Source organism: Streptomyces mobaraensis (assembly GCF_020099395.1).
GTDB lineage: Bacteria > Actinomycetota > Actinomycetes > Streptomycetales > Streptomycetaceae > Streptomyces.
The window spans coordinates 1,930,135-1,949,474 of sequence record NZ_CP083590.1 but is presented as its reverse complement, the minus strand read 5'-3'; the positions used below and the strand labels follow the sequence as shown (position 1 = coordinate 1,949,474).

Sequence of the window (19,340 nt, the reverse complement as noted above, 5' to 3'; positions counted from 1 at the left end):
GAACCGGGACCCGGACGAGGGGTCAGGACGCCGGGGAACCGGCGCCGCCCTTGCCGCCGGGGCCCTCCGGCTTGGGCTCCTCGGCGAGCCGGCCGAGCGCCTCCTTGGCCTTGCCGGCACCGGTCCGGATCTGGTTGCTGTACTTGCCGTCGGTCTTGGAGTCGACCATCCGCGCGGCCTTGTCCAGCCCCTGCTCGATCTTGTCCCCGTGCTGCTGCACGAGGCCGCCGACCTTGTCCTTCACCGGACCGATTTTGGCCTTGAGATCATCGAACAGGCCCATGGCACCTACCCCTCGCTTCGTTCCGCGCGCGGTCCGCGCACTACTTGCGGGCGCCCTCACCGGCCTCGCTGTCCGCCGCCTCGTCCGCGGACTGCTGCTTCGGGATGTCGACGCCCTCGACCCCCTCGCCACCCTCGGCCGCCCCGGTCTCCTCGGTGGAGCCGGCCGTGACGGCCTCGGCGGCCGCCGCGTTCTCGTCGGCCGCCTCGTCCGTCCCGGCGCCGCCGTCCGGTTCCGCCGTCAGGGTGTCCGTCGCGGCCTCCTCCGTTGACGCCTGCGACGGCTTGCGGCGAAGCCATGAAAACACGCCCATATCTACTCCATTACCTTACTGGTGTGAGCGAAATCCCGGGTCGCCCGGAGCGTCCCATTGCGCCGCTCGCGGGCTCCGGCCCGTGAACCGGCGGTCGGAACCTCGCAACAGGCAACGAGACCGGGAGCGTCGCGTCACGTCGCTCGTTCGAGGGGAGGCCCGGTGTTTGCGAGACTGGTGGGGTGAGAAACGCACCCCCCGCACCGCAGGTCATCGCCGTCGTAGGTCCCACCGCGGCCGGCAAGTCCGACCTCGGCGTCGCGCTCGCGCGGCACCTCGACGGCGAGGTCGTCAACGCCGACTCCATGCAGCTCTACCGCGGCATGGACATCGGCACCGCCAAGCTGACGACCGAGGAGCGGCAGGGGATCCCCCACCGGCTGCTCGACATCTGGGACGTCACCGAGGCGGCGAGCGTCGCCGGGTACCAGCGGCTGGCCCGCGCCGAGATCGACCGGCTGCTGGCCGAGGGCCGTACGCCCGTGCTCGTCGGCGGCTCGGGCCTGTACATCAAGGGGGCCATCGACGCCCTGGAGTTCCCCGGCACGGACCCGGCCGTCCGCTCCCGCCTGGAGGACGAGCTGGCCGAGCTCGGGCCGGGCGCGCTGCACGCCCGGCTGGCCGCCGCCGACCCGGACGCGGCCCGCGCCATCCTCCCCGGCAACGGCCGCCGCATCGTCCGGGCACTGGAGGTCATCGAGATCACGGGGAAGCCGTTCACCGCCAACCTGCCCGGCGAGACGGCCGTCTACGACGCCGTGCAGATCGGCGTCGACGTCGAGCGGCCCGAGCTGGACGAGCGCATCACCAGGCGTGTGGACGTCATGTGGGAGGCCGGACTGGTCGACGAGGTGCGCGAACTGGAGCGGGCCGGACTGCGCGAGGGGCGCACAGCGTCGCGCGCGCTCGGGTACCAGCAGGTGCTGGCCTTCCTCGCCGGCGAGTGCACCGAGGAGGAGGCGCGCGCCGAGACCGTGCGCGCCACCAAGCGTTTCGCGCGCCGGCAGGACTCCTGGTTCCGCCGCGACTCCCGCGTCCACTGGCTCAGCGGCGCCGCCGACCGGCGCGCGGAACTCCCGGGACTCGCGCTGGCGTTGGTCGAACGGGCGGTCACAGCCTGATCACGTGATGGCATCGGGACGCGCCACGTGTCATCGGGGTCTGTCGGACCGTGCCATCATCAGTCTTCGATCGAGCCGTGAAGTCCGGTTGGGAGGGCGCGTGGCGATGGAGGCCGGCCCTCGTGACAGACCGCAGCAGCCGCTCGATGACGGGCCCGGCGGCCTCACCCCGGACGGCCCCGACGCCGCGGACGGCTCCGCTCCGGAGCCGGGCGCCGGCGGTACGGCGGAGTCCTTCCGCGAGCTGCGGCCCCCGCGCCGGCTCCGCGTCTGGCAACTGGCGCCGATCGTCGTCCTCGCCGTGACCGGCTCCTTGATGTTCGCCTTCCCGCTCGCCTTCGAGGTCGGCGACGGCGGCCCGGTCGTCGCCATGCTCGGCCTGCTCATCTGCGGCTGCGCCGCCGGGTGGGGCGTGATGGCGGCCCGCCGCGTCGGCTACACCTGGCCCGGCCTGCCGCCGCGCGGCTCCGGGCGGCGCCCGGACTGGCGGTACGTGGCCGCGTACACCGTCGTGGTCGTCCTGGCGACCGTGCTGGCCGTCTGGCGCGTGGCGCGGCTGCGCTGACGGACCGGACGAGCCGTCGCGCGGGCCGGCCGGGCTCGTCGTACACGGCCGCTCCCCCCCGTCGTCGCCGGCCGGCGGAGGGCGGGCAGGTGTCGATCCGCTCCGGGAACGACCGCGGTCGGCTCCCGGCGTCCGCCGACCGGAGGTGGTCCGTGTGCCGGGCGCCGTCGGGGGCGGAGGCCGCCGGGAGGCTGCAAGGTCCCGGAAGGGACGGCCGGAGGTCTCCGGGCCCGCCCGCGTAGGACCGCCGGACGGCGGGGGCGCCACCCGCCGTACCATCGACACGTGAGCACCGCGCAGACCGCCTTCCTCAAGGGCCACGGCACCGAGAACGACTTCGTGATCATCCCCGACCACGACGGGCTGATCGACCTCTCCCCGGCCGCCGTCGCGCGGCTCTGCGACCGCCGGGCCGGCATCGGCGCCGACGGGGTGCTGCGGGTCGTCCGGTCCGCCGCGCACCCCGAGGCGCGGGCGATGGCCGGCGAGGCCGAGTGGTTCATGGACTACCGCAACAGCGACGGCAGCGTCGCCGAGATGTGCGGCAACGGCGTCCGCGTCTTCGCCCGCTACCTCCAGCGGGCCGGGCTCGCCGAGGCGGGAGACCTGGCCATCGCCACCCGCGCGGGCGTGCGCCGCGCGCACATCGCCAAGGACGGCCCCGACGGCGAGCCGGGCCCCGTCACCGTCTCCATGGGCCGGGCGGCCCTTCCCGCCGGCGAGGTGACCGTGACGGTCGGCGATCGCAGCTGGCCCGCGCGCAACGTCAACATGGGCAACCCGCACGCCGTCCTCTTCGTCGAGGACCTCGCCCACGCCGGCAAGCTGGACGACGCCCCCGCCGTGAGCCCGGCGGACGCCTACCCGGACGGGGTCAACGTCGAGTTCGTCGTCGACCGCGGCCCGCGCCACGTCGCCCTGCGCGTCCACGAGCGCGGCTCCGGCGAGACCCGTTCCTGCGGCACCGGCGCCTGCGCGGTGATGGTCGCGACGGCCCGCCGCGACGGCGCCGACCCGGCCGTCGACGGGCGGCCCGTCACCTACACGGTGGACGTTACCGGCGGCCGGCTGGTGATCGGCGAGCTCCCGGACGGCACGGTCGAGATGACCGGCCCGGCCGTGATCGTCGCCGAGGGGCACTTCGACACCGCCTGGCTGACCGCCTCCTGACGGTCCGGAGCCCGGACACCGTAGCCGCCTCATCGGTTTTCCGGATGAACGCCTCCCTCGAATGGGTGATCCGGTTCACTCTGCGCGAGAGGGGGTGAGCGGTGCGTGATGGGGTCGGTAGCATCAAGCACCGGCCCGGACGGCGTGAGCCGACCGCCGGTCGACGCTGCCGGAGGTGCCCATGAGCGCAGAGGCCACGAACGAACGCCCCAGCCGCCGTAAACGCGGCCCCCGGATCGACCTGAGACGGCTGGGCCGCGCGGCGCTCGGCGGCTCGGGGGCCCGGGGCCGGCTCCCCGACGCCCTGGAGCACGTCGCCAAGGCGCACCGGGCCCACCATCCCGGGGCCGATCTGGACCTCCTGCGCCGCGCCTATCTGTTCGCGGAGTCCTCGCACCGGGGGCAGACGCGCAAGAGCGGCGGCCCGTTCATCACCCACCCGCTCGCCGTCACCCTGATCCTCGCCGAACTCGGCGCGGAGACCACGACGTTGACGGCCTCCCTGCTGCACGACACCGTCGAGGACACCGAGGTGACGCTCGATCAGGTGGGCGAGCTGTTCGGCGCGGAGGTGCGGTTCCTCGTCGACGGGGTCACCAAGCTGGAGAAGGTCGACTACGGCGCCGCGGCCGAGCCCGAGACGTTCCGCAAGATGCTGGTGGCCACCGGCAACGACGTTCGTGTGATGTCCATCAAGCTCGCCGACCGGCTGCACAACATGCGCACCCTCGGTGTGATGCGCCCCGAGAAACAGGCGCGGATCGCCAAGGTGACGCGGGACGTGCTGATCCCGCTCGCCGAGCGGCTGGGCGTCCAGGTGCTCAAGGCCGAACTGGAGGACCTGGTCTTCGCCATCCTCCACCCCGAGGAGTACGCCGCCACCCGGGAGGCCGTCCTCGCCCACGCCGGCCGCCCCGACCCGCTCCAGGCCACGGCGGCGCGGGTGCGCGCGGTCCTGCGCGAGGCCGGCGTCACCGCCGAAGTGCAGGTCCGGCCCCGGCACTTCGTCTCCGTGCACCGGGTGCGGCTGAAGCGCGGCGAGGTGACGGGCTCGGACCTGGGGCGGCTGCTCGTCCTCGTCGGGGAGGACGCGGACTGCTACGCGGTCCTGGGCGAGCTGCACACCTGCTTCACCCCGTACATCTCGGAGTTCAAGGACTTCATCGCCGTCCCCAAGTTCAACCTCTACCAGTCGCTGCACACCGCCATCGCCGGCGAGGCCGGCCAGGTGGCCGAAGTCCTCATCCGCACCCACCAGATGCACCGGGTCGCCGAGGCCGGTGTGATCGCCCTCGGCAATCCGTACGCCGCCGCCGAGGCCCCCGACGCGGCCGAGGGCGAGCGTGCCGACCCCACCCGCCCCGGCTGGCTCTCCCGCCTCCTGGAGTGGCAGCGGTCCGCCCCCGACCCGGACACCTTCTGGACCTCGCTCCGCGACGAGCTCGCCCAGGACCGGGAGATCACCGTCTTCCGCGCCGACGGCGGCACCATCGGCCTCCCCGCCGGCTCCAGCTGCGTCGACGCCGCCTACGCGCAGTACGGGCAGGGCGGCCACACCTGTATCGGCGCCCGGGTCAACGGGCGGCTGGTCGCCCTCGGGACGGTCCTGCGCGACGGCGACACCCTCCAGCTGCTGATGTCCCCGGACACCGCCTCCGGGCCGTCCCCCGACTGGCGCGAGCACGCCCGTACGCCCGCGGCCCGGATCGCCATCGGCCGCTGGTTCGCCACCCACCCGGCGCCCGACCCCGCGGCGGACCACGGCCCCGCCGGACCCGTCGGCCCCGCGCTGTCCCTGCCCCCCGCCGCCCGGCCCGGCGCCCGCGGCCCGGCTCCCGCCGCCCGGGAACCGGTCGTGCTCGGCTGCGCCGAGGCGGGCCTCGCCGACGCCGGCGCGCGGCTGGCCGGCTGCTGCACCCCCGTGCCCCCGGACGAGGTCACCGGCTTCGCCGTCCGCGGCGGCGCCGTGACGGTGCACCGCGCCGAGTGCCCGGCGGTGGCGCGGATGACCGCCGCCGGCCGGCGGCGGATCGCCGTGCGCTGGCGCCGCCCCGACGGCTCCGGGCCCGGGGACTTCCGCGTCACCCTGCGCGCCGAGTCGTTCAGCCGCCCGCACCTGCTCGCGGACCTCACCGAGGCCATCGCTGCGGAGGGCGTCGCCGTCATCTCGGCGGCCGTCGAACCACCCCACGAGCAGCGCGTCCGCCACACGTACACCCTCCAACTCCCGGACGCCTCGCACCTTCCGGACCTGATGCGCGCCATGCGCCGCGTACCCGGCGTGTACGACGTGGGGCGCGCCGGCCGGCCCGCCGCCGCGCCCCTGTGACCGGAGCGGGCGCAGGGGCGTACGCGCCCCCGGCGCACCGCCCGTACGGGTGGGACCGCGCGCGCCGCGCCCCGGAGACGACGGCGCGCTGATAGCGGTGGACGCATGCCGCACTCTCCCGGGGCACGCCCCCCGCAGCACCGCCGCAGGCTCCGCCGCGCGGCCCTCGCCGCCACCGTGCCGCTGCTGCTCCTGACCGCCGCCGCGCCGCCGCCCGCCCCGCTGGGCATCGGCGACCGGCTCTTCCCCTACCTCGGTAATCCGGGCTACCACGTCACCGACTACGTCCTCGCCTTCGACTACCGGGGGAACGACAGGCCGCTGGACGCCGTGACCACCATCGAGGCGCGGTCCACCGAGCGGCTGGAGCGGTTCAACCTCGACTTCGCCCGGGGCACGGTGCGCTCGGTCGAGGTGAACGGTGCCCGTGCCTCGTTCACCCCCGTCGAGGAGGACCTCGTCGTCACTCCGGCCCACCCGGTGCTCCGCCACACCCCTTTCACCGTCACCGTCCACCACACCAGTGATCCGCGCGGCGGGGAAGGCGGCTGGGTCACCACCAAGGACGGGCTGGTCATGGCCAATCAGGCGGACGCGGCGCACCGCGTCTTCCCGAGCAGCGACCACCCCTCCGAGAAGGCGGACTTCACCTTCCGGATCCGCGCCCCCAAGGACCTCACCGTCGTCGCCAACGGCGTCGCCACCGGGCACACCACCCGGGGCGCCACGACCACCTGGACGTACCGCACCCGCCACCCCATGGCCACCGAGCTCGCCCAGGTGGCCATCGGCCGCTCCGCGATCCTGGAGTCCACCGGACCGCACGGCCTCCCGCTGCGCAGCGTCGTGCCGGCCGGCCGGCGGGACGGGCTGGCGCCCTGGGTCGCCAAGACCCCGGAACAGCTGGCCTGGCTGGAACGCCGGCTCGGCCGGTACCCCTTCGAGAACTACGGCGTGCTCCTGGCCGAGGCGACGACCGGCTTCGAGCTGGAGACCCAGACCCTCTCCCTCTTCGAGGCCGACCTGTTCACCAAGCGCTCCTTCCCCGCCTGGTACCTGGAGTCGGTGATGGTCCACGAGCTGGCGCACCAGTGGTTCGGCGACAGCGTCACCCCCCGCACCTGGGGCGACCTCTGGCTCAACGAGGCCCACGCCACCTGGTACGAGTCCGAGTACGCCGAGGCCAAGGGCGGCCGCAAGCTGGCCGACCGGATGCGCCGCGCGTACGAGTACTCCGACCTGATGCGCGCCGACGCCGGCCCGCCCGCCGCCCTCAAGCAGCCCGCCCCCGGCAAGAAGGTCGCCATCTTCCGGCCGGTCGTCTACGACGGCGGCGCCCTGGTGCTCTACGCCCTCCGGGAGAAGATCGGCGCCCGCGCCTTCGAGGAGCTGGAGCGCGCCTGGGTCGACCGGTACGCGGACCGGACGGTGACCACCGCCGACTTCGTCGCCCTCGCCTCGAAGGCCGCCCACCGCGACCTCTCCGGCTTCCTGCGCCCCTGGCTCTACGACACCGCCACCCCGCCCATGCCCGGCCACCCCGACTGGAAGGTCACCGCGAAACCCGCGTGACGGCCCCCGCGCGGCATGGGACCATTTGCGGGTCGGCCGCCGCGGCGCGGGCCCGGGAATCACCGGGAAGCGTCCGGCGTTGTCGACATGTGGGTCCCCGCCCGGGGACACCACCGTGCGCCCAGCACGACCCGACGAAGCAAAGGATCACATGACCTCCACTTCTTCCCTTCCCCAGGACCGGCAGGACCGGCAGAGCCTCCCGGAGAGCCTTCGGGCCGACGCCCTGATGGAAGAGGACGTCGCCTGGAGCCACGAGATCGACGGGGAGCGGGACGGGGACCAGTACGACCGCTCCGAGCGCGCGGCACTGCGCCGCGTCGCGGGCCTGTCCACCGAGCTGGAGGACGTCACCGAGGTCGAGTACCGGCAGCTGCGCCTGGAGCGCGTGGTGCTGGTCGGCGTCTGGACGTCCGGCACGGTGCGGGACGCCGAGAACTCCCTGGCGGAGCTGGCCGCGCTCGCGGAGACCGCGGGCGCCCAGGTCCTGGACGGCGTGGTCCAGCGCCGCGACAAGCCGGACCCGGCCACGTACATCGGCTCCGGCAAGGCCCAGGAGCTGCGGGACATCGTCCTGGAGTCCGGCGCCGACACCGTCGTCTGCGACGGTGAGCTCAGCCCCGGCCAGCTCATCCACCTGGAAGACGTCGTCAAGGTGAAGGTGGTCGACCGTACCGCCCTGATCCTGGACATCTTCGCCCAGCACGCCAAGTCCCGTGAGGGCAAGGCGCAGGTCTCCCTCGCGCAGATGCAGTACATGCTGCCCCGGCTGCGCGGCTGGGGCCAGTCGCTGTCCCGGCAGATGGGCGGCGGCGGTTCCGGTTCCTCGGGCGGCGGCATGGCCACCCGTGGTCCCGGTGAGACGAAGATCGAGACCGACCGGCGGCGGATCCGCGAGAAGATGGCGCGGATGCGCCGGGAGATCGCGGAGATGAAGACCGGGCGCGACCTCAAGCGCCAGGAGCGCCGCCGCAACAAGGTGCCCTCGGTCGCCATCGCCGGCTACACCAATGCCGGAAAGTCCTCGCTGCTCAACCGCCTCACCGGTGCCGGTGTCCTGGTGGAGAACTCGCTGTTCGCCACCCTGGACCCGACCGTCCGGCGGGCCGAGACGCCCGGCGGCCGGCTCTACACCCTGGCCGACACCGTCGGTTTCGTCCGCCACCTGCCGCACCACCTCGTCGAGGCGTTCCGCTCCACCATGGAGGAGGTCGGCGACTCCGACCTCATCCTGCACGTGGTGGACGGCTCGCACCCGGCGCCGGAGGAGCAGCTCGCGGCGGTCCGCGAGGTGATCCGCGACGTGGGCGCGCTCGACGTGCCCGAGATCGTCGTCGTCAACAAGGCGGACGCGGCCGACCCGCTCGTCCTGCAGCGCCTGCTGCGCGTCGAGCGGAACGCGATCGCGGTCTCGGCCCGCTCCGGTGAGGGCATCGACGAGCTGCTCGCCCTGATCGACGAGCGGCTGCCGCGCCCGGCGATCGAGGTCAAGGCGCTGGTGCCGTACACCCAGGGCGCGCTGACCGCCCGGATCCACTCCGAGGGCGAGATCCTCTCCGAGGAGCACACGGCGGAGGGCACCCTGGTCAAGGCCCGGGTGCACGAGGAACTGGCCGCGGAGCTGCGGCCGTTCGTCCAGGCCGCCTGAACCCGGTGCGCGAGATGAAGGGTCCGTCCCCCACGAGGGGGACGGACCCTTCACCGTTTGACGCCCGTCGTCAGCGCGTGGCCGCGAACTTCTTGCTGACGGCCTGGTAGATGCCCTTGGCCTCGGGGCCCAGGTGCGGCCCGGCGAGCCAGCGGCTGTCGGACGGGCCGACGGAGGTGTTGGACACCAGCACCGCCTTGCCGCCCGGACCGACGCGGAACCAGCCGCCGCCCGAGGAACCGCCGGTCATCGTGCAGCCGATGCGGTACATCGTCGGCTGCGCGCTGTCCAGGGTGAGCCGCCCGGGGCGGTCGATGCAGTCGTACATCCGCTGCCCGTCGAAGGGCGGCGCGGCCGGGTAGCCCCAGGCGCCCATCGAGGAGATGGACTTCACCTGCGGGGCGTCGAAGTCCACGGCCAGCGCGGTGCCGACGGTCTCCTCCAGCGACTTGCCCGAGCCCTGCTCCGGCTTCACGTGCAGCACGGCGAAGTCGTACGGGGCGCCCGCGCCGCCGCTGGACGCGCCCTGGGCGATCCACTGGCCCGAGGTCTGCGCCCAGTCCGCCCACCACACGCCGTACGGCGCGACCTGCTGCACCGGCGCGCTGTTGACCTGTGAGGCGGGCAGGCCCCGGTTGTTGTAGGAGGGCACGAAGGCGATGTTGCGGTACCAGCCGCCCTTCTGGCCCGCGTGTACGCAGTGGCCCGCCGTCCACACCATGTTGGACTTGCCCGGATGTGCCGGGTCCTTGACGACCGTCGCCGAGCAGACCATGTGGCCCTGGGGGCTGTCGAAGAAGACCTTGCCGACCGGGGCGGCGTTGTCGCTGTACGGCCGCTTCACCTCACGGGCCTTCACCGGCCGCGGCTCCGGGTCGGTGACCCCCTGGTCGCCCTGGGACGAACCGCCCGGGGGAGTCCCCGGAGCGTCCTTGACGGTCTTGTCACTGGATCGGGCGTCCTTCATCGAGTCGGGCTTCCAGTGCCCCTCGATGATCGGGTTGATGAAGTCCCGGGCCTCCCGCAGCCACCGGTCCTTGTCCCACTTCTTCCAGGCGCCGCCCTTCCACTTCTCCAGGTCCTGGAGGGTGAGCCCCTTGGGGAGCTTGAACCCGTCCAGGCCCTGGGAGCTCGCCGACGCGGTGGGCTTGTCGCCACCGGCCGCGTCGTCGTCGGACGGACCGCAGACGGCGGTCAGCGCCAGCACGGACGCGACGGCGACCGCGGCCAGGGTGCGCGGCCCCCGCCGGCGGGCGACGGGCGGGCGTTGGGATGACATGGAGTGTTTCTCCCCCGTTCGGTGACACATGTGCGGGTGCGTGTCCGCGTCCGCGGATGTGTCCGCGCGGACTTGTCCTCGCGGACTTGTCATGCACCGCCCCGGTGGCGGGGCAGGGACACCCTACGCCGCCGCCGCGGGGGACGGGCCGGGGCGGCACGCCGGCGGCGATGTGGCACGCGCCGCACCTTCCCCTCCCGCGCACCCGTGATCCGGACGGCCCGGCGTCGTTGGTACGTACGGGGGACGTCCGGCGTTCAACAGGAGGAGGACACAGGTCGTGGCCTTGACCCAGCCACCGGCGGTGCTCTCGGCGGGACGCGGCGCCCCGCGCCCGGAGCCGCCCGCCCGCGCGTACGCCTGCCCGCTGCCCCTCGTCCCCGCGCGCGCCCGGGGCCTGACGGTCGAGACGGCCGACGGCCGCCGCTACCTCGACTGCTTCCCCGGCGGCGGCGCGCTCGTCCTCGGCCACCACCACCCGGTCGTGCGCGAGGCCGTCCGCTCCGCGCTCGCCCGCGGCGTCCCGCCGGCCGAGGTCTTCGCCGACGAACTGCGCGCCACCCTCCCCGGCCGGCTGGCCGACCACGCCCGCCTCCACTTCTGCCCACCGACCCGCGCGGCGGCGCTCGCGGCGGCGCGGGCGCTGGCGGCGGGCGCCGGGGGGTTCGTCGAGATCGTTCGCGACGGGGAGGGAGCCAACGGTTCACGCCGGATGGGCACAGGGGATGGCGGGACATGCGGCGACGCGGGCGTTGAGGGCTTCGCCCGGGCGTGCGACCTCGCGGCGGACCGGGCGGTCGCCGGTGGCCCGGGGGTCGCGCCCGGCGGAGACGGGGGAGGGGACCACCCGGACCGCGACGCCGCCGCGGCCCGGGTGCTCGGCGGTGGCGGCCTCGCCGGGGCGGTGCCCGGCAGAGGAGTCGGTGCGCCGGCCTCCTCCCACGCGGAGGGCCCAGGCCCGGCCGGAACCGTCCCCGGAGCCCGCGACCGTACCCTCCTCGTCGCCGACGAGACGCGCACCGGCCCCGGCCGGACCGGCGCCTTCTGGGACGTGCAGCACACCGGCCGCGTCCCCGACGTCATGGTCCTGGCCGGCGCGATCGGCGGCGGGCTGCCGCTCGCCCTCCTCGTCCACGGCGCCGACGTGCCCGCCGCCCTCCCGGAGCGGGACGCCCACGGCAACCGGCTGGCCATGGCGGCCGGCGCGGCCACCCTGCGCCACATCCGGGACAACGGCCTGGCCCCACGGGCCGCGGCCCTGGGCGCGCGGATGCTCGCCCGGCTCCGCCGGGCCGTCGCCGGCCGCGACCCGGTCACCGGCGTCCACGGCCGCGGCCTACTGCTGGGCGTCACCTGCGCCGACGCCACCGCGGCCGAGGCGGTCCGCCGCGCCTGCCTCCGCCGCGGCCTCCTCGTCGGAGCGGACGACGACGAGCCCCGCCTGCTGCGCCTCCTGCCGCCCCTCACCCTCACCGACGAACAGGCGGAAGCCGTACTCGACCGCTTCACCGACGCGGTCGGCGCCGTGAGCGGGGGCTCGCGGGCGGGAGTACCGGTGGCGGTCGCCGCCGCGCGCTCCGGCCTCCCGGCCGCGCCCCCGGCCCCGGCTCCGGCTCCGGCCCGAGCCACCTCCACGGCTCCCACAGGGACGGTGCCGGGGGCGCCCGAACGGCGCGGACTCGCCGCAGTCACGCCGACGGCCGCCGACGTGGCGGCAGCCGGAGCCCCTACGCCGGTGCTGGAAGCCTCCGGTCGGCGTGGTCCGTGTCCGGTGGCGACGGCGGTCGCTGATCCGGTGGCAGTCGGAGCGGCCACGTCGGCCCGGGGAGCGTCCGGTCGGCGTGGACCACGTCCGGTGACGACGCCGGTCGCCGATCCGGTGGCAGTCGGAGCGGTCACGCCGGCGCGGGGAGCCTCCGATCGGCTCGGTCCACGCCCGTTGACGACGCCGGTCGCCGATCCGGTGGCAGCCGGAGCCGCCACGCCGGCGCGGGGAGCCTCCGATCGGCGTGGTCCGCGCCCGGTGGCGACGGCGGTCACCGACCCCGTGGCCGGCGGTACCACCACGGCCGGGCCGGGTGAGGTATCCGGGGAGCACGATGCGCCCCTCCGGGAAGCGGCCGAAACCTTCGCGCCCTCCGCTCCGGCGGGCACAGCGCCCGACGCGCACGGCGGCCCCGTGCCGGAAGGGAAAGAGGTGCCGCCGGGATCCGCCCGGCGAGCCGCTGTCCCGGGGCTGTCCGCCGGCTCACGGAAGCCCGCCACCCCACGGAAGGAGGCAGGCGCGGCCCCGGCCTGACGGCCCGGCCCGCCGCACCGTATGAACGTACGCCCCGCCACGCCGACGACCCCCGCTCCTCGCGCACCCGAGGCCCCGCGCCGCCCGGGCGCCGTGCCGGTCGCACCCCGTTCCGTAGCGCCAGTCCCACCGGTACCACCCCTACCGCCCGTACCACCGGTACCGCCCAACGGTGACCGGTCACGGACGGCTCCCGACACCCCCGCCGACCCCTGCGCCCCCACCGACACCCTCGGCCCCTTCTGTCACCCCGACCCCCTCGACCACCCCGACCCCGCGACCGCCGCCGACAGCGCCGCCGTCGACGCCCTCTTGCGCTGCTGGGTGCGCGAGCACGACGTCGACCGGCCGCCGGGCCCCTGCCTCCAACTGCCGCTCGCCACCGACGGGAACGTCCTCCACGTCCCCGTCCGCTACTGGTCGGCCACCGGGCGGCACCGGTTCGGTGCCCCGGCGCTGCTGAACGCCCCGGACGGCGCCCCCGCCCTGGACGCCGTCACCCTGGCCGCGCTGCTCGGCCGGGAGGCGGCGCACCGTGGGGGCCGGGGGAGCGCGGCCGGCCTCGCCGCGTTGGTCGGCCGGGTCGCCGACTCCGTCCGCAGGACGGCGGTCCTCGTCGGGGAGCGCCGGGCCCGCCCGGCCGACCCCGCCGACGACGCCCTCTTCCTGCACGGGGAGCAGGCGTCGTTCCTGGGCCACCCCTGGCACCCCGCGCCGCAGAGCCGCGAGGGCTTCTCCGCCGCCGAGTCCCCGCGCTACGCCCCCGAGTGCCGCGGCGGCTTCCCGCTGCACTGGCTGGCCGTCCACCGGTCCGTCCTGGCCGCCGACTCGGCCTGGACGGAACGCGGCCGGCCCGTCGAGGCGGCGACCCTGGCGGCCCGCCTCCTCCCCGCGGAACCCGGGCCGTGCCTCCCGCCCGACACCGTGCCGCTGCCCCTCCACCCCTGGCAGGCCCGCGACGTCCGCTGCCGTCCCGCCGTCGCCGCACTCCTCGACGCCGGGCTGCTCCACGACCTGGGGCCGCACGGCGCGCCCTGGTACCCGACCTCCTCCGTCCGCACCGTGCACCGGCCCGACGCCCCGGTGATGATCAAGCTCGCGCTGGGCGTACGCCTCGCCGGACGCACCCGCGAGCCGAGCCGAGCGGAGCTGCGCCGCGGCGTCGCCCTGCACCGGCTGCTGCGCGGCGGCCTCGCCGAGCGCTGGCGGGCGGCCTGCCCCGGCGGCCTGGGCTTCGACGTGGTGCGCGACCCCGCCTGGCTCGCCGTCGACGCCCCGGGCGGCGGCCCGGCGCCGGGCCTCGCCGCCGTCCTCCGGCATAACCCCTTCGGCCCCGGCGACGACGCCGTCTGCCTCGCCGGTCTGACCTCGCTCCGCCCCTGGCCGGGCCGTACGGCACCGGCCGGGCACCCGGCCGTCTCGTCCCGGCTCGCCGAGACCGTCCACGGGCTCGCCCGGCGCACCGGCCGTCCGGTCCCGGTGATCGCCGTCGAATGGTTCCTGCGCTACCTCGGGGCCGTCGTCCGCCCGCTGCTCTGGCTCGACGGCGAGGCGGGCGTCGTCCTCGCGGCGCACCAGCAGAACACCCTCGTCCTGCTGGACCGGGACGGCTGGCCGGTCGGCGGCCGGTACCGGGGCGGGCAGCACGCCGGATTCCGGGAGTCCGCGCGGGACGCGCTCTCCGCCCGGCTGCCGGCGCTCGCCGCGGACGACGAGGAGGCGTTCCTGCCGGACGGGACGGCCGACGAGCGGTTCGCCCACCACCTGGGCTGCGACAACGTCCTCGGGCTGATCGGCGCGTTCGGCTCCCGGCGGCTCGCCGACGAACGGATCCTGCTGGCGGCCTTCCGCCGGTTCCTCGCCCGCGCCGCCACCGGCCCGGGCGCCACCCGCTCGTCCCTGCCGCGCCGCCTGCTGGACGCGCCCACCCTGCGCTGCCCGGCCCACCTGCTGGGCGAGCTGGCCGGGGACGGCGCCGGGTCGCCGTACGTCACGATCGCCAATCCCCTTGCGGGACCGGGGTGATGAGGCCGGTGAAAGCGGTGGCGCCGGGTGGCGGAGCGGGGCGGTTGTCGCGGACGGGGCCCGCGATGTCGGTGCCGCCCCGTAGGCTGGAGAGGCTATGACTGCCACCCCCGCGCCCTCCGCGTCTCCTGCCCCGTCCGGGTCCCGGCCCGACCTCACCGCCCTGCTGCACGCGGCCGTCACCGCGGTCGGCGGCACCGAGCGCCCCGGCCAGGTCGCCATGGCCGAGGCGGTCGCCGAGGCCATCGACGGCACCTCGCACCTGCTGGTCCAGGCGGGGACGGGCACCGGAAAGTCCCTCGGCTACCTCGTGCCCGCCCTGGCGCACGGGGAGCGGGTGGTGGTCGCCACCGCGACGCTCGCGCTCCAGCGCCAGCTCGTCGAGCGCGATCTGCCGCGGACGGTCGAGGCCCTGCACCCGGTGCTGCGCAGACGCCCCGAGTTCGCCATGCTCAAGGGCCGCTCCAACTACCTCTGCCTTCACCGGCTGCACGAGGGCGTGCCGCAGGAGGAGGAAGACGGCCTCTTCGACCCCTTCGAGGCGGCGGCCCCCACCAGCAAGCTCGGCAAGGACCTGCTCCGCCTGCGTGACTGGTCGGACGAGACGGAGACCGGCGACCGGGACGACCTCACCCCCGGCGTCTCCGACCGCGCCTGGTCCCAGGTCTCGGTCACCTCGCGGGAGTGCCTGTCCGCCTCGAAGTGCGCCTATGGCGCCGAGTGCTTCGCGGAGGCCGCCCGGGAGCGTGCCAAGCTCGCCGACGTCGTCGTCACCAACCACGCCCTGCTCGCCATCGATGCCATCGAGGGCGCCCCGGTGCTGCCCCAGCACGAGGTGCTGATCGTCGACGAGGCGCACGAGCTGGTCTCCCGCGTCACCGGCGTGGCCACCGGTGAGCTCACCCCGGGCCGCGTCAACCAGGCCGTCCGGCGCGCGGCCAAGCTCGTCGACGAGAAGGTCGCCGACGCGCTCCAGACGGCGGCCGAGAGCTTCGAACGGCTGATGGAGCTGGCCCTGCCCGGGCGGCTGGAGGAGATCCCCGAGGACCTCGGCTACGCCCTGGTGTCGCTGCGGGACGCGGCGCGGACGGTGGTCTCGGCGCTCGGTACGACGCGCGACAAGTCCGTCCAGGATGAGGATGCCGTCCGCAAGCAGGCGCTCGCCGCGGTGGAGAACGTGCACGCCGTCGCCGAGCGCATCGTCGCGGGCTCCGAGTACGACGTCGTCTGGTTCGAGCGGCACGACCGCTACGGCGCGTCCCTGCGGGTGGCCCCGCTCTCGGTGTCCGGGCTGCTGCGGGAGAAGCTCTTCAGCGAGCGGTCCGTGGTGCTCACCTCCGCCACGCTCAAGCTCGGCGGCGACTTCAACGGGGTCGGCGCCTCCCTCGGCCTCGCGCCCGAGGGCGTCACCGGCGAGGACCTGCCCGAATGGAAGGGCGTGGACGTCGGCTCGCCGTTCGACTACCCCAGGCAGGGCATTCTCTACGTGGCCAAGCACCTCTCCCAGCCCGGCCGGGAGGGCGGCCGGGCCGACATGCTGGACGAACTGGCCGAGCTCATCGAGGCGGCGGGCGGGCGGACGCTCGGCCTCTTCTCGTCGATGCGCGCCGCGCAGGCCGCGGCCGAGGCGCTGCGCGGCCGGCTCGACACCCCGATCCTGCTCCAGGGCGAGGACACCCTCGGCGAGCTGATCAAGAACTTCTCGGCGGATCCGGCGACGTGCCTGTTCGGCACGCTGTCGCTCTGGCAGGGCGTCGACGTGCCGGGGCCGAGCTGCCAGCTCGTCGTGATGGACCGGGTGCCCTTCCCGCGCCCGGACGACCCGCTGATGAGCGCCCGGCAGCGGGCGGTCGAGCAGGCGGGAGGCAACGGCTTCATGTCCGTCGCGGCGACGCACGCCGCCCTGCTGATGGCTCAGGGCGCGGGGCGTCTCGTACGGGCCACGGGCGACCGGGGTGTGGTGGCGGTGCTCGATCCGAGGCTGGCGACGGCGCGCTATGGGTCGTTCCTGCGCGCTTCCCTGCCGGATTTCTGGTACACGACCGACCGCAATCAGGTCCGCCGCTCGCTGGCGGCCATCGACGCGGCGGCGAAGGCGGAGAATCGCTGAGCGGGTATTTCCGTTCGCAATGCGGGCGTTCGCAATGCGGGGGCGGGGAATTCGGGAGTGATCCGTTCCCCCGCTCCGCTCGCGACACCCCAGGGGAAAGGGTGCGGTGAACACCGCGCCGGTCGCGGACAGGGGAGAGCCCCGGAACCGGCGCAGTGATTCCGGGGCCCGGTCTCGGCTCGCTCAGACCCGCCGCAGGACGGCCACGACCTTGCCCAGGATCGTGGCCTCGTCACCGGGGATGGGCTGGTAGGCGGAGTTGTGCGGCAGCAGCCACACATGGCCGTCCTCGCGCCGGAAGCGCTTGACCGTCGCCTCCCCGTCGAGCATCGCGGCCACGATGTCACCGTTCTCCGCGACCGGCTGGCGGCGGACCGTCACCCAGTCCCCGTCACAGATCGCGGCCTCGATCATCGAGTCGCCGACCACCTTGAGGACGAACAGCTCGCCGTCGCCCACCAGCTGCCGGGGGAGGGGGAAGACGTCCTCGACCGACTCCTCCGCGAGGATCGGCCCGCCCGCTGCGATCCGGCCGACCAGCGGCACGTAGGACGCGGCGGGTTTGCCGGTGGTGTCCGTCGGCTGGGAGCTGGGCTGGTCGGAGCCGCGCACCTCGTAGGCGCGGGGGCGGTGCGGATCCCTGCGCAGGAAGCCCTTGCGCTCCAGCGCCATCAGCTGGTGCGCGACCGAGGAGGTGCTGGACAGCCCCACCGCCTGGCCGATCTCACGCATGGACGGTGGGTAGCCGCGCCGCTGCACCGAGTCCCGGATGACCTCGATGACGCGCCGCTGCCGGTCCGTGAGGCCGGAGCTGTCCGCGCGGATTCCGGGTGGCCGCCCGGGGAGCGAACGGGCCGGCTTCTGCCCGTCGTTGTTCATGCCGGTGTCGTTCATCGGATGTGTCTGGTCGAGTCGGTTCTGGGAGCGGTCCTGGGCGGTGATGGTGGCGCTGTTTGCGGTGGTGGTCACGTCGGCCCCTCTCGAAATGTTCTCCCTAGCTGGACAACGGTAGTTGCTTTCGAAAGGTTGCGCCAAACACACGTTCGAGTGAAATATCGCCGATTCGCTGACTTGATCAGGCGTGAGGGTGTACGAGCGAAGATCAATTCCGCTCGCGACGGTCCCGCGACCGCCCCCGGCCGACTTCGCCTCATCCGTGGAGCGCGTGCGATTCCGGGGAATTCCGGGGTTTCCCGGAGCCGGTCCTTCCGTGGCTCCACTCGCCCCATCGTTCCCGGCCGCGTTCCGGCCGCGCGGGAATTCCCGCAATTCACGGCTCCGGAGAGCCCGCGTGCGACAGGAGCGGGCAGGGCGGGGCGTTCCCACCGCGCGTCCGGGGCGACGCCGCGTTCCCGGGGCGACGCGTGGTGCGCGGCGGTACCAGTGTGGCATCCGCCCGGACGTCGGCGCCCCCGAGGGTTCACCGCCGCGCCGCTCGCGTACCCTCGATGTCGGCCCGCCGAGGGCCGGCGTCCGACCGTGCCGCGGTCCCATCCAGGCCGGCGTCCGACCGCGCCGACGCCTCCGGCAGCTGTCGTCGGCGACCTCGCGGACGGCAGTCCGAGCGCCTCCGGCCGACCTCGCGGACGGCAGTCCGAGCGCCTCCGGCCGACCTCGCGGACGGCCCTCCAGGAGCCTCGCGCCGCGCCGCGCGCCCCACTCCGTCCGCCGTGGTCCGACGGCCCCCAGGCGGCCCGCCGACGCCCCTCCGGAGGCCCTTTTCCGGCCCTCGCCCCAGGCCGCGCGCCGCGACACGCGCTGGGCCCGCTTGGCGACCGGACACCAGATCTAGTGGTTTGATGGCGTCAGTCGCCCACAAGTTGTGGTCGGTGGCCGATCCCGGTCATCCCCACCCATGGCCATCGCCTATGCTTGGGGCTGCTTCGCGGGGCCCTGTCGCCAGGGCCGGCCGGAGCCGTGGATCGTGCACGTCCCCCGGGTCTCCCGGGGTTCTCGTCGAGGGTGAAGGAAGGTGGAGAGCCATGCACTGCCCCTTCTGCAGGCACCCCGACAGCAGAGTCGTCGACAGCCGGACCACGGACGACGGCTGCTCGATCCGCAGGCGCCGCCAGTGCCCCGACTGCTCCCGTAGGTTCACGACGGTCGAGACCGCGTCCCTGATGGTGATCAAGCGGAGCGGTGTGACCGAGCCGTTCAGCCGCACCAAGGTGATCTCCGGGGTGCGGAAGGCGTGCCAGGGCCGCCCCGTCACCGAGGACGCCCTGGCCAAGCTCGGCCAGCGGGTCGAGGAGGCCGTGCGCGCCACCGGCAGCGCTGAGCTCACCACGCACGACGTCGGCCTCGCCATACTCGGTCCGCTCAAGGACCTCGACCTCGTGGCATACCTGCGGTTCGCGTCCGTGTACCAGGCGTTCGACTCGCTCGAGGACTTCGAGGCGGCCGTCGCCGAGCTGCGCGGCGGCATTCCCGGCGCCCCCGACGGCGCCGGCCAGGAGGGCCGGGACGGCCCCGCGAAGGACGCCGGCGGTCGCGGCGGGGACGTCGGCGTCCCCGCGCCCGCCACGGCCGCCGACTGAGCGGCCCCATACGAGACCTGCCCGGTGCGCTCCCGCGCACCCGGGCGAACGACACACATCGCGCCATGGAAGAAATGTGCGCACAAGGG

At 74.8% G+C, this 19,340-nt stretch carries 14 protein-coding genes; 10 read left to right on the top strand and 4 right to left on the bottom strand.

What is annotated here, in order from left to right; all coding sequences use genetic code 11:
* Positions 1 to 22: 22 nt before the first annotated feature.
* Positions 23 to 283 carry an antitoxin gene (locus K7I03_RS08070; RefSeq protein ID WP_185943343.1) on the bottom strand — a complete coding sequence of 87 codons (261 nt, stop codon included), beginning with the start codon at positions 281 to 283 and terminating at the stop codon, positions 23 to 25.
* A gap of 40 nt (positions 284 to 323) precedes the next feature.
* Complete coding sequence (locus tag K7I03_RS08065; RefSeq protein ID WP_185943342.1) at positions 324 to 596, bottom strand: hypothetical protein; 273 nt, start codon at positions 594 to 596, stop codon at positions 324 to 326.
* Between the two features lie 182 nt (positions 597 to 778).
* Between K7I03_RS08065 and miaA the strand changes: the two genes are divergently transcribed.
* The 6 genes from miaA (at position 779) to hflX (ending at position 9,001) form a co-directional block, all read left to right on the top strand.
* Positions 779 to 1,717 carry a tRNA (adenosine(37)-N6)-dimethylallyltransferase MiaA gene (gene miaA / locus K7I03_RS08060; protein WP_185943341.1) on the top strand — a complete coding sequence of 313 codons (939 nt, stop codon included), beginning with the start codon at positions 779 to 781 and terminating at the stop codon, positions 1,715 to 1,717.
* A gap of 106 nt (positions 1,718 to 1,823) precedes the next feature.
* A complete protein-coding gene (locus tag K7I03_RS08055) occupies positions 1,824 to 2,282 on the top strand; it encodes a hypothetical protein (protein ID WP_185943381.1) in 459 nt (152 codons plus the stop codon).
* Between the two features lie 285 nt (positions 2,283 to 2,567).
* Positions 2,568 to 3,452, top strand: coding sequence for a diaminopimelate epimerase (gene dapF / locus K7I03_RS08050; protein ID WP_185943340.1), 885 nt, complete (start codon positions 2,568 to 2,570; stop codon positions 3,450 to 3,452).
* Between the two features lie 181 nt (positions 3,453 to 3,633).
* Entirely contained in the window at positions 3,634 to 5,781 is a 2,148-nt protein-coding gene (locus tag K7I03_RS08045) for a RelA/SpoT family protein (RefSeq protein ID WP_185943339.1), read from the top strand.
* Positions 5,782 to 5,886: 105 nt separating this feature from the next.
* Positions 5,887 to 7,353, top strand: a complete 1,467-nt coding sequence (locus K7I03_RS08040; RefSeq protein ID WP_185943338.1) for a M1 family metallopeptidase — start codon at positions 5,887 to 5,889, stop codon at positions 7,351 to 7,353.
* 151 nt (positions 7,354 to 7,504) lie between these two features.
* On the top strand, positions 7,505 to 9,001 hold the full coding sequence (hflX, locus tag K7I03_RS08035) for a GTPase HflX (protein WP_185943337.1): 1,497 nt from the start codon (positions 7,505 to 7,507) through the stop codon (positions 8,999 to 9,001).
* Positions 9,002 to 9,071: 70 nt separating this feature from the next.
* On the opposite strand, the gene K7I03_RS08030 is transcribed toward hflX, so the two are convergent.
* Positions 9,072 to 10,280 (bottom strand): trypsin-like serine peptidase, encoded by a 1,209-nt coding sequence (locus tag K7I03_RS08030; protein ID WP_185943336.1) that lies wholly within the window; start codon positions 10,278 to 10,280, stop codon positions 9,072 to 9,074.
* Between the two features lie 280 nt (positions 10,281 to 10,560).
* Here K7I03_RS08030 and K7I03_RS08025 point away from each other — a divergent pair, with 280 nt between their 5' ends.
* The 3 genes from K7I03_RS08025 to K7I03_RS08015 all read left to right on the top strand — a co-directional run bounded on the left by K7I03_RS08025 (position 10,561) and on the right by K7I03_RS08015 (position 16,714).
* Positions 10,561 to 12,579, top strand: coding sequence for an aminotransferase class III-fold pyridoxal phosphate-dependent enzyme (locus tag K7I03_RS08025; RefSeq protein ID WP_185943335.1), 2,019 nt, complete (start codon positions 10,561 to 10,563; stop codon positions 12,577 to 12,579).
* A 21-nt stretch (positions 12,580 to 12,600) separates the two neighbouring features.
* Entirely contained in the window at positions 12,601 to 14,604 is a 2,004-nt protein-coding gene (locus K7I03_RS08020; RefSeq protein ID WP_185943334.1) for an IucA/IucC family protein, read from the top strand.
* A 97-nt stretch (positions 14,605 to 14,701) separates the two neighbouring features.
* Entirely contained in the window at positions 14,702 to 16,714 is a 2,013-nt protein-coding gene (locus tag K7I03_RS08015; protein ID WP_185943333.1) for an ATP-dependent DNA helicase, read from the top strand.
* A 183-nt stretch (positions 16,715 to 16,897) separates the two neighbouring features.
* On the opposite strand, the gene lexA is transcribed toward K7I03_RS08015, so the two are convergent.
* Positions 16,898 to 17,683 carry a transcriptional repressor LexA gene (gene lexA / locus K7I03_RS08010; protein ID WP_185943332.1) on the bottom strand — a complete coding sequence of 262 codons (786 nt, stop codon included), beginning with the start codon at positions 17,681 to 17,683 and terminating at the stop codon, positions 16,898 to 16,900.
* Between the two features lie 1,013 nt (positions 17,684 to 18,696).
* On the opposite strand from lexA, the gene nrdR reads away from it, so the two are divergent.
* The gene (gene nrdR, locus K7I03_RS08005) at positions 18,697 to 19,251 is read left to right on the top strand and encodes a transcriptional regulator NrdR (protein WP_185943331.1); all 555 of its coding nucleotides are present in this window, start codon (positions 18,697 to 18,699) and stop codon (positions 19,249 to 19,251) included.
* The last annotated feature ends 89 nt before the right edge of the window (positions 19,252 to 19,340 follow it).

Excerpts from the sequence above, each read along its gene's own strand:
- K7I03_RS08065 (WP_185943342.1), bottom strand. The coding sequence starts at position 596 with ATGGGCGTGTTTTCATGGCTTCGCCGCAAGCCGTCGCAGGCGTCAACG.
- K7I03_RS08055 (WP_185943381.1), top strand. The coding sequence starts at position 1,824 with ATGGAGGCCGGCCCTCGTGACAGACCGCAGCAGCCGCTCGATGACGGG.
- K7I03_RS08045 (WP_185943339.1), top strand. The coding sequence starts at position 3,634 with ATGAGCGCAGAGGCCACGAACGAACGCCCCAGCCGCCGTAAACGCGGC.
- K7I03_RS08020 (WP_185943334.1), top strand. The coding sequence starts at position 12,601 with ATGAACGTACGCCCCGCCACGCCGACGACCCCCGCTCCTCGCGCACCC.
- K7I03_RS08070 (WP_185943343.1), bottom strand. The coding sequence starts at position 283 with ATGGGCCTGTTCGATGATCTCAAGGCCAAAATCGGTCCGGTGAAGGAC.
- hflX (WP_185943337.1), top strand. The coding sequence starts at position 7,505 with ATGACCTCCACTTCTTCCCTTCCCCAGGACCGGCAGGACCGGCAGAGC.
- K7I03_RS08015 (WP_185943333.1), top strand. The coding sequence starts at position 14,702 with ATGACTGCCACCCCCGCGCCCTCCGCGTCTCCTGCCCCGTCCGGGTCC.
- K7I03_RS08030 (WP_185943336.1), bottom strand. The coding sequence starts at position 10,280 with ATGTCATCCCAACGCCCGCCCGTCGCCCGCCGGCGGGGGCCGCGCACC.
- K7I03_RS08040 (WP_185943338.1), top strand. The coding sequence starts at position 5,887 with ATGCCGCACTCTCCCGGGGCACGCCCCCCGCAGCACCGCCGCAGGCTC.
- nrdR (WP_185943331.1), top strand. The coding sequence starts at position 18,697 with ATGCACTGCCCCTTCTGCAGGCACCCCGACAGCAGAGTCGTCGACAGC.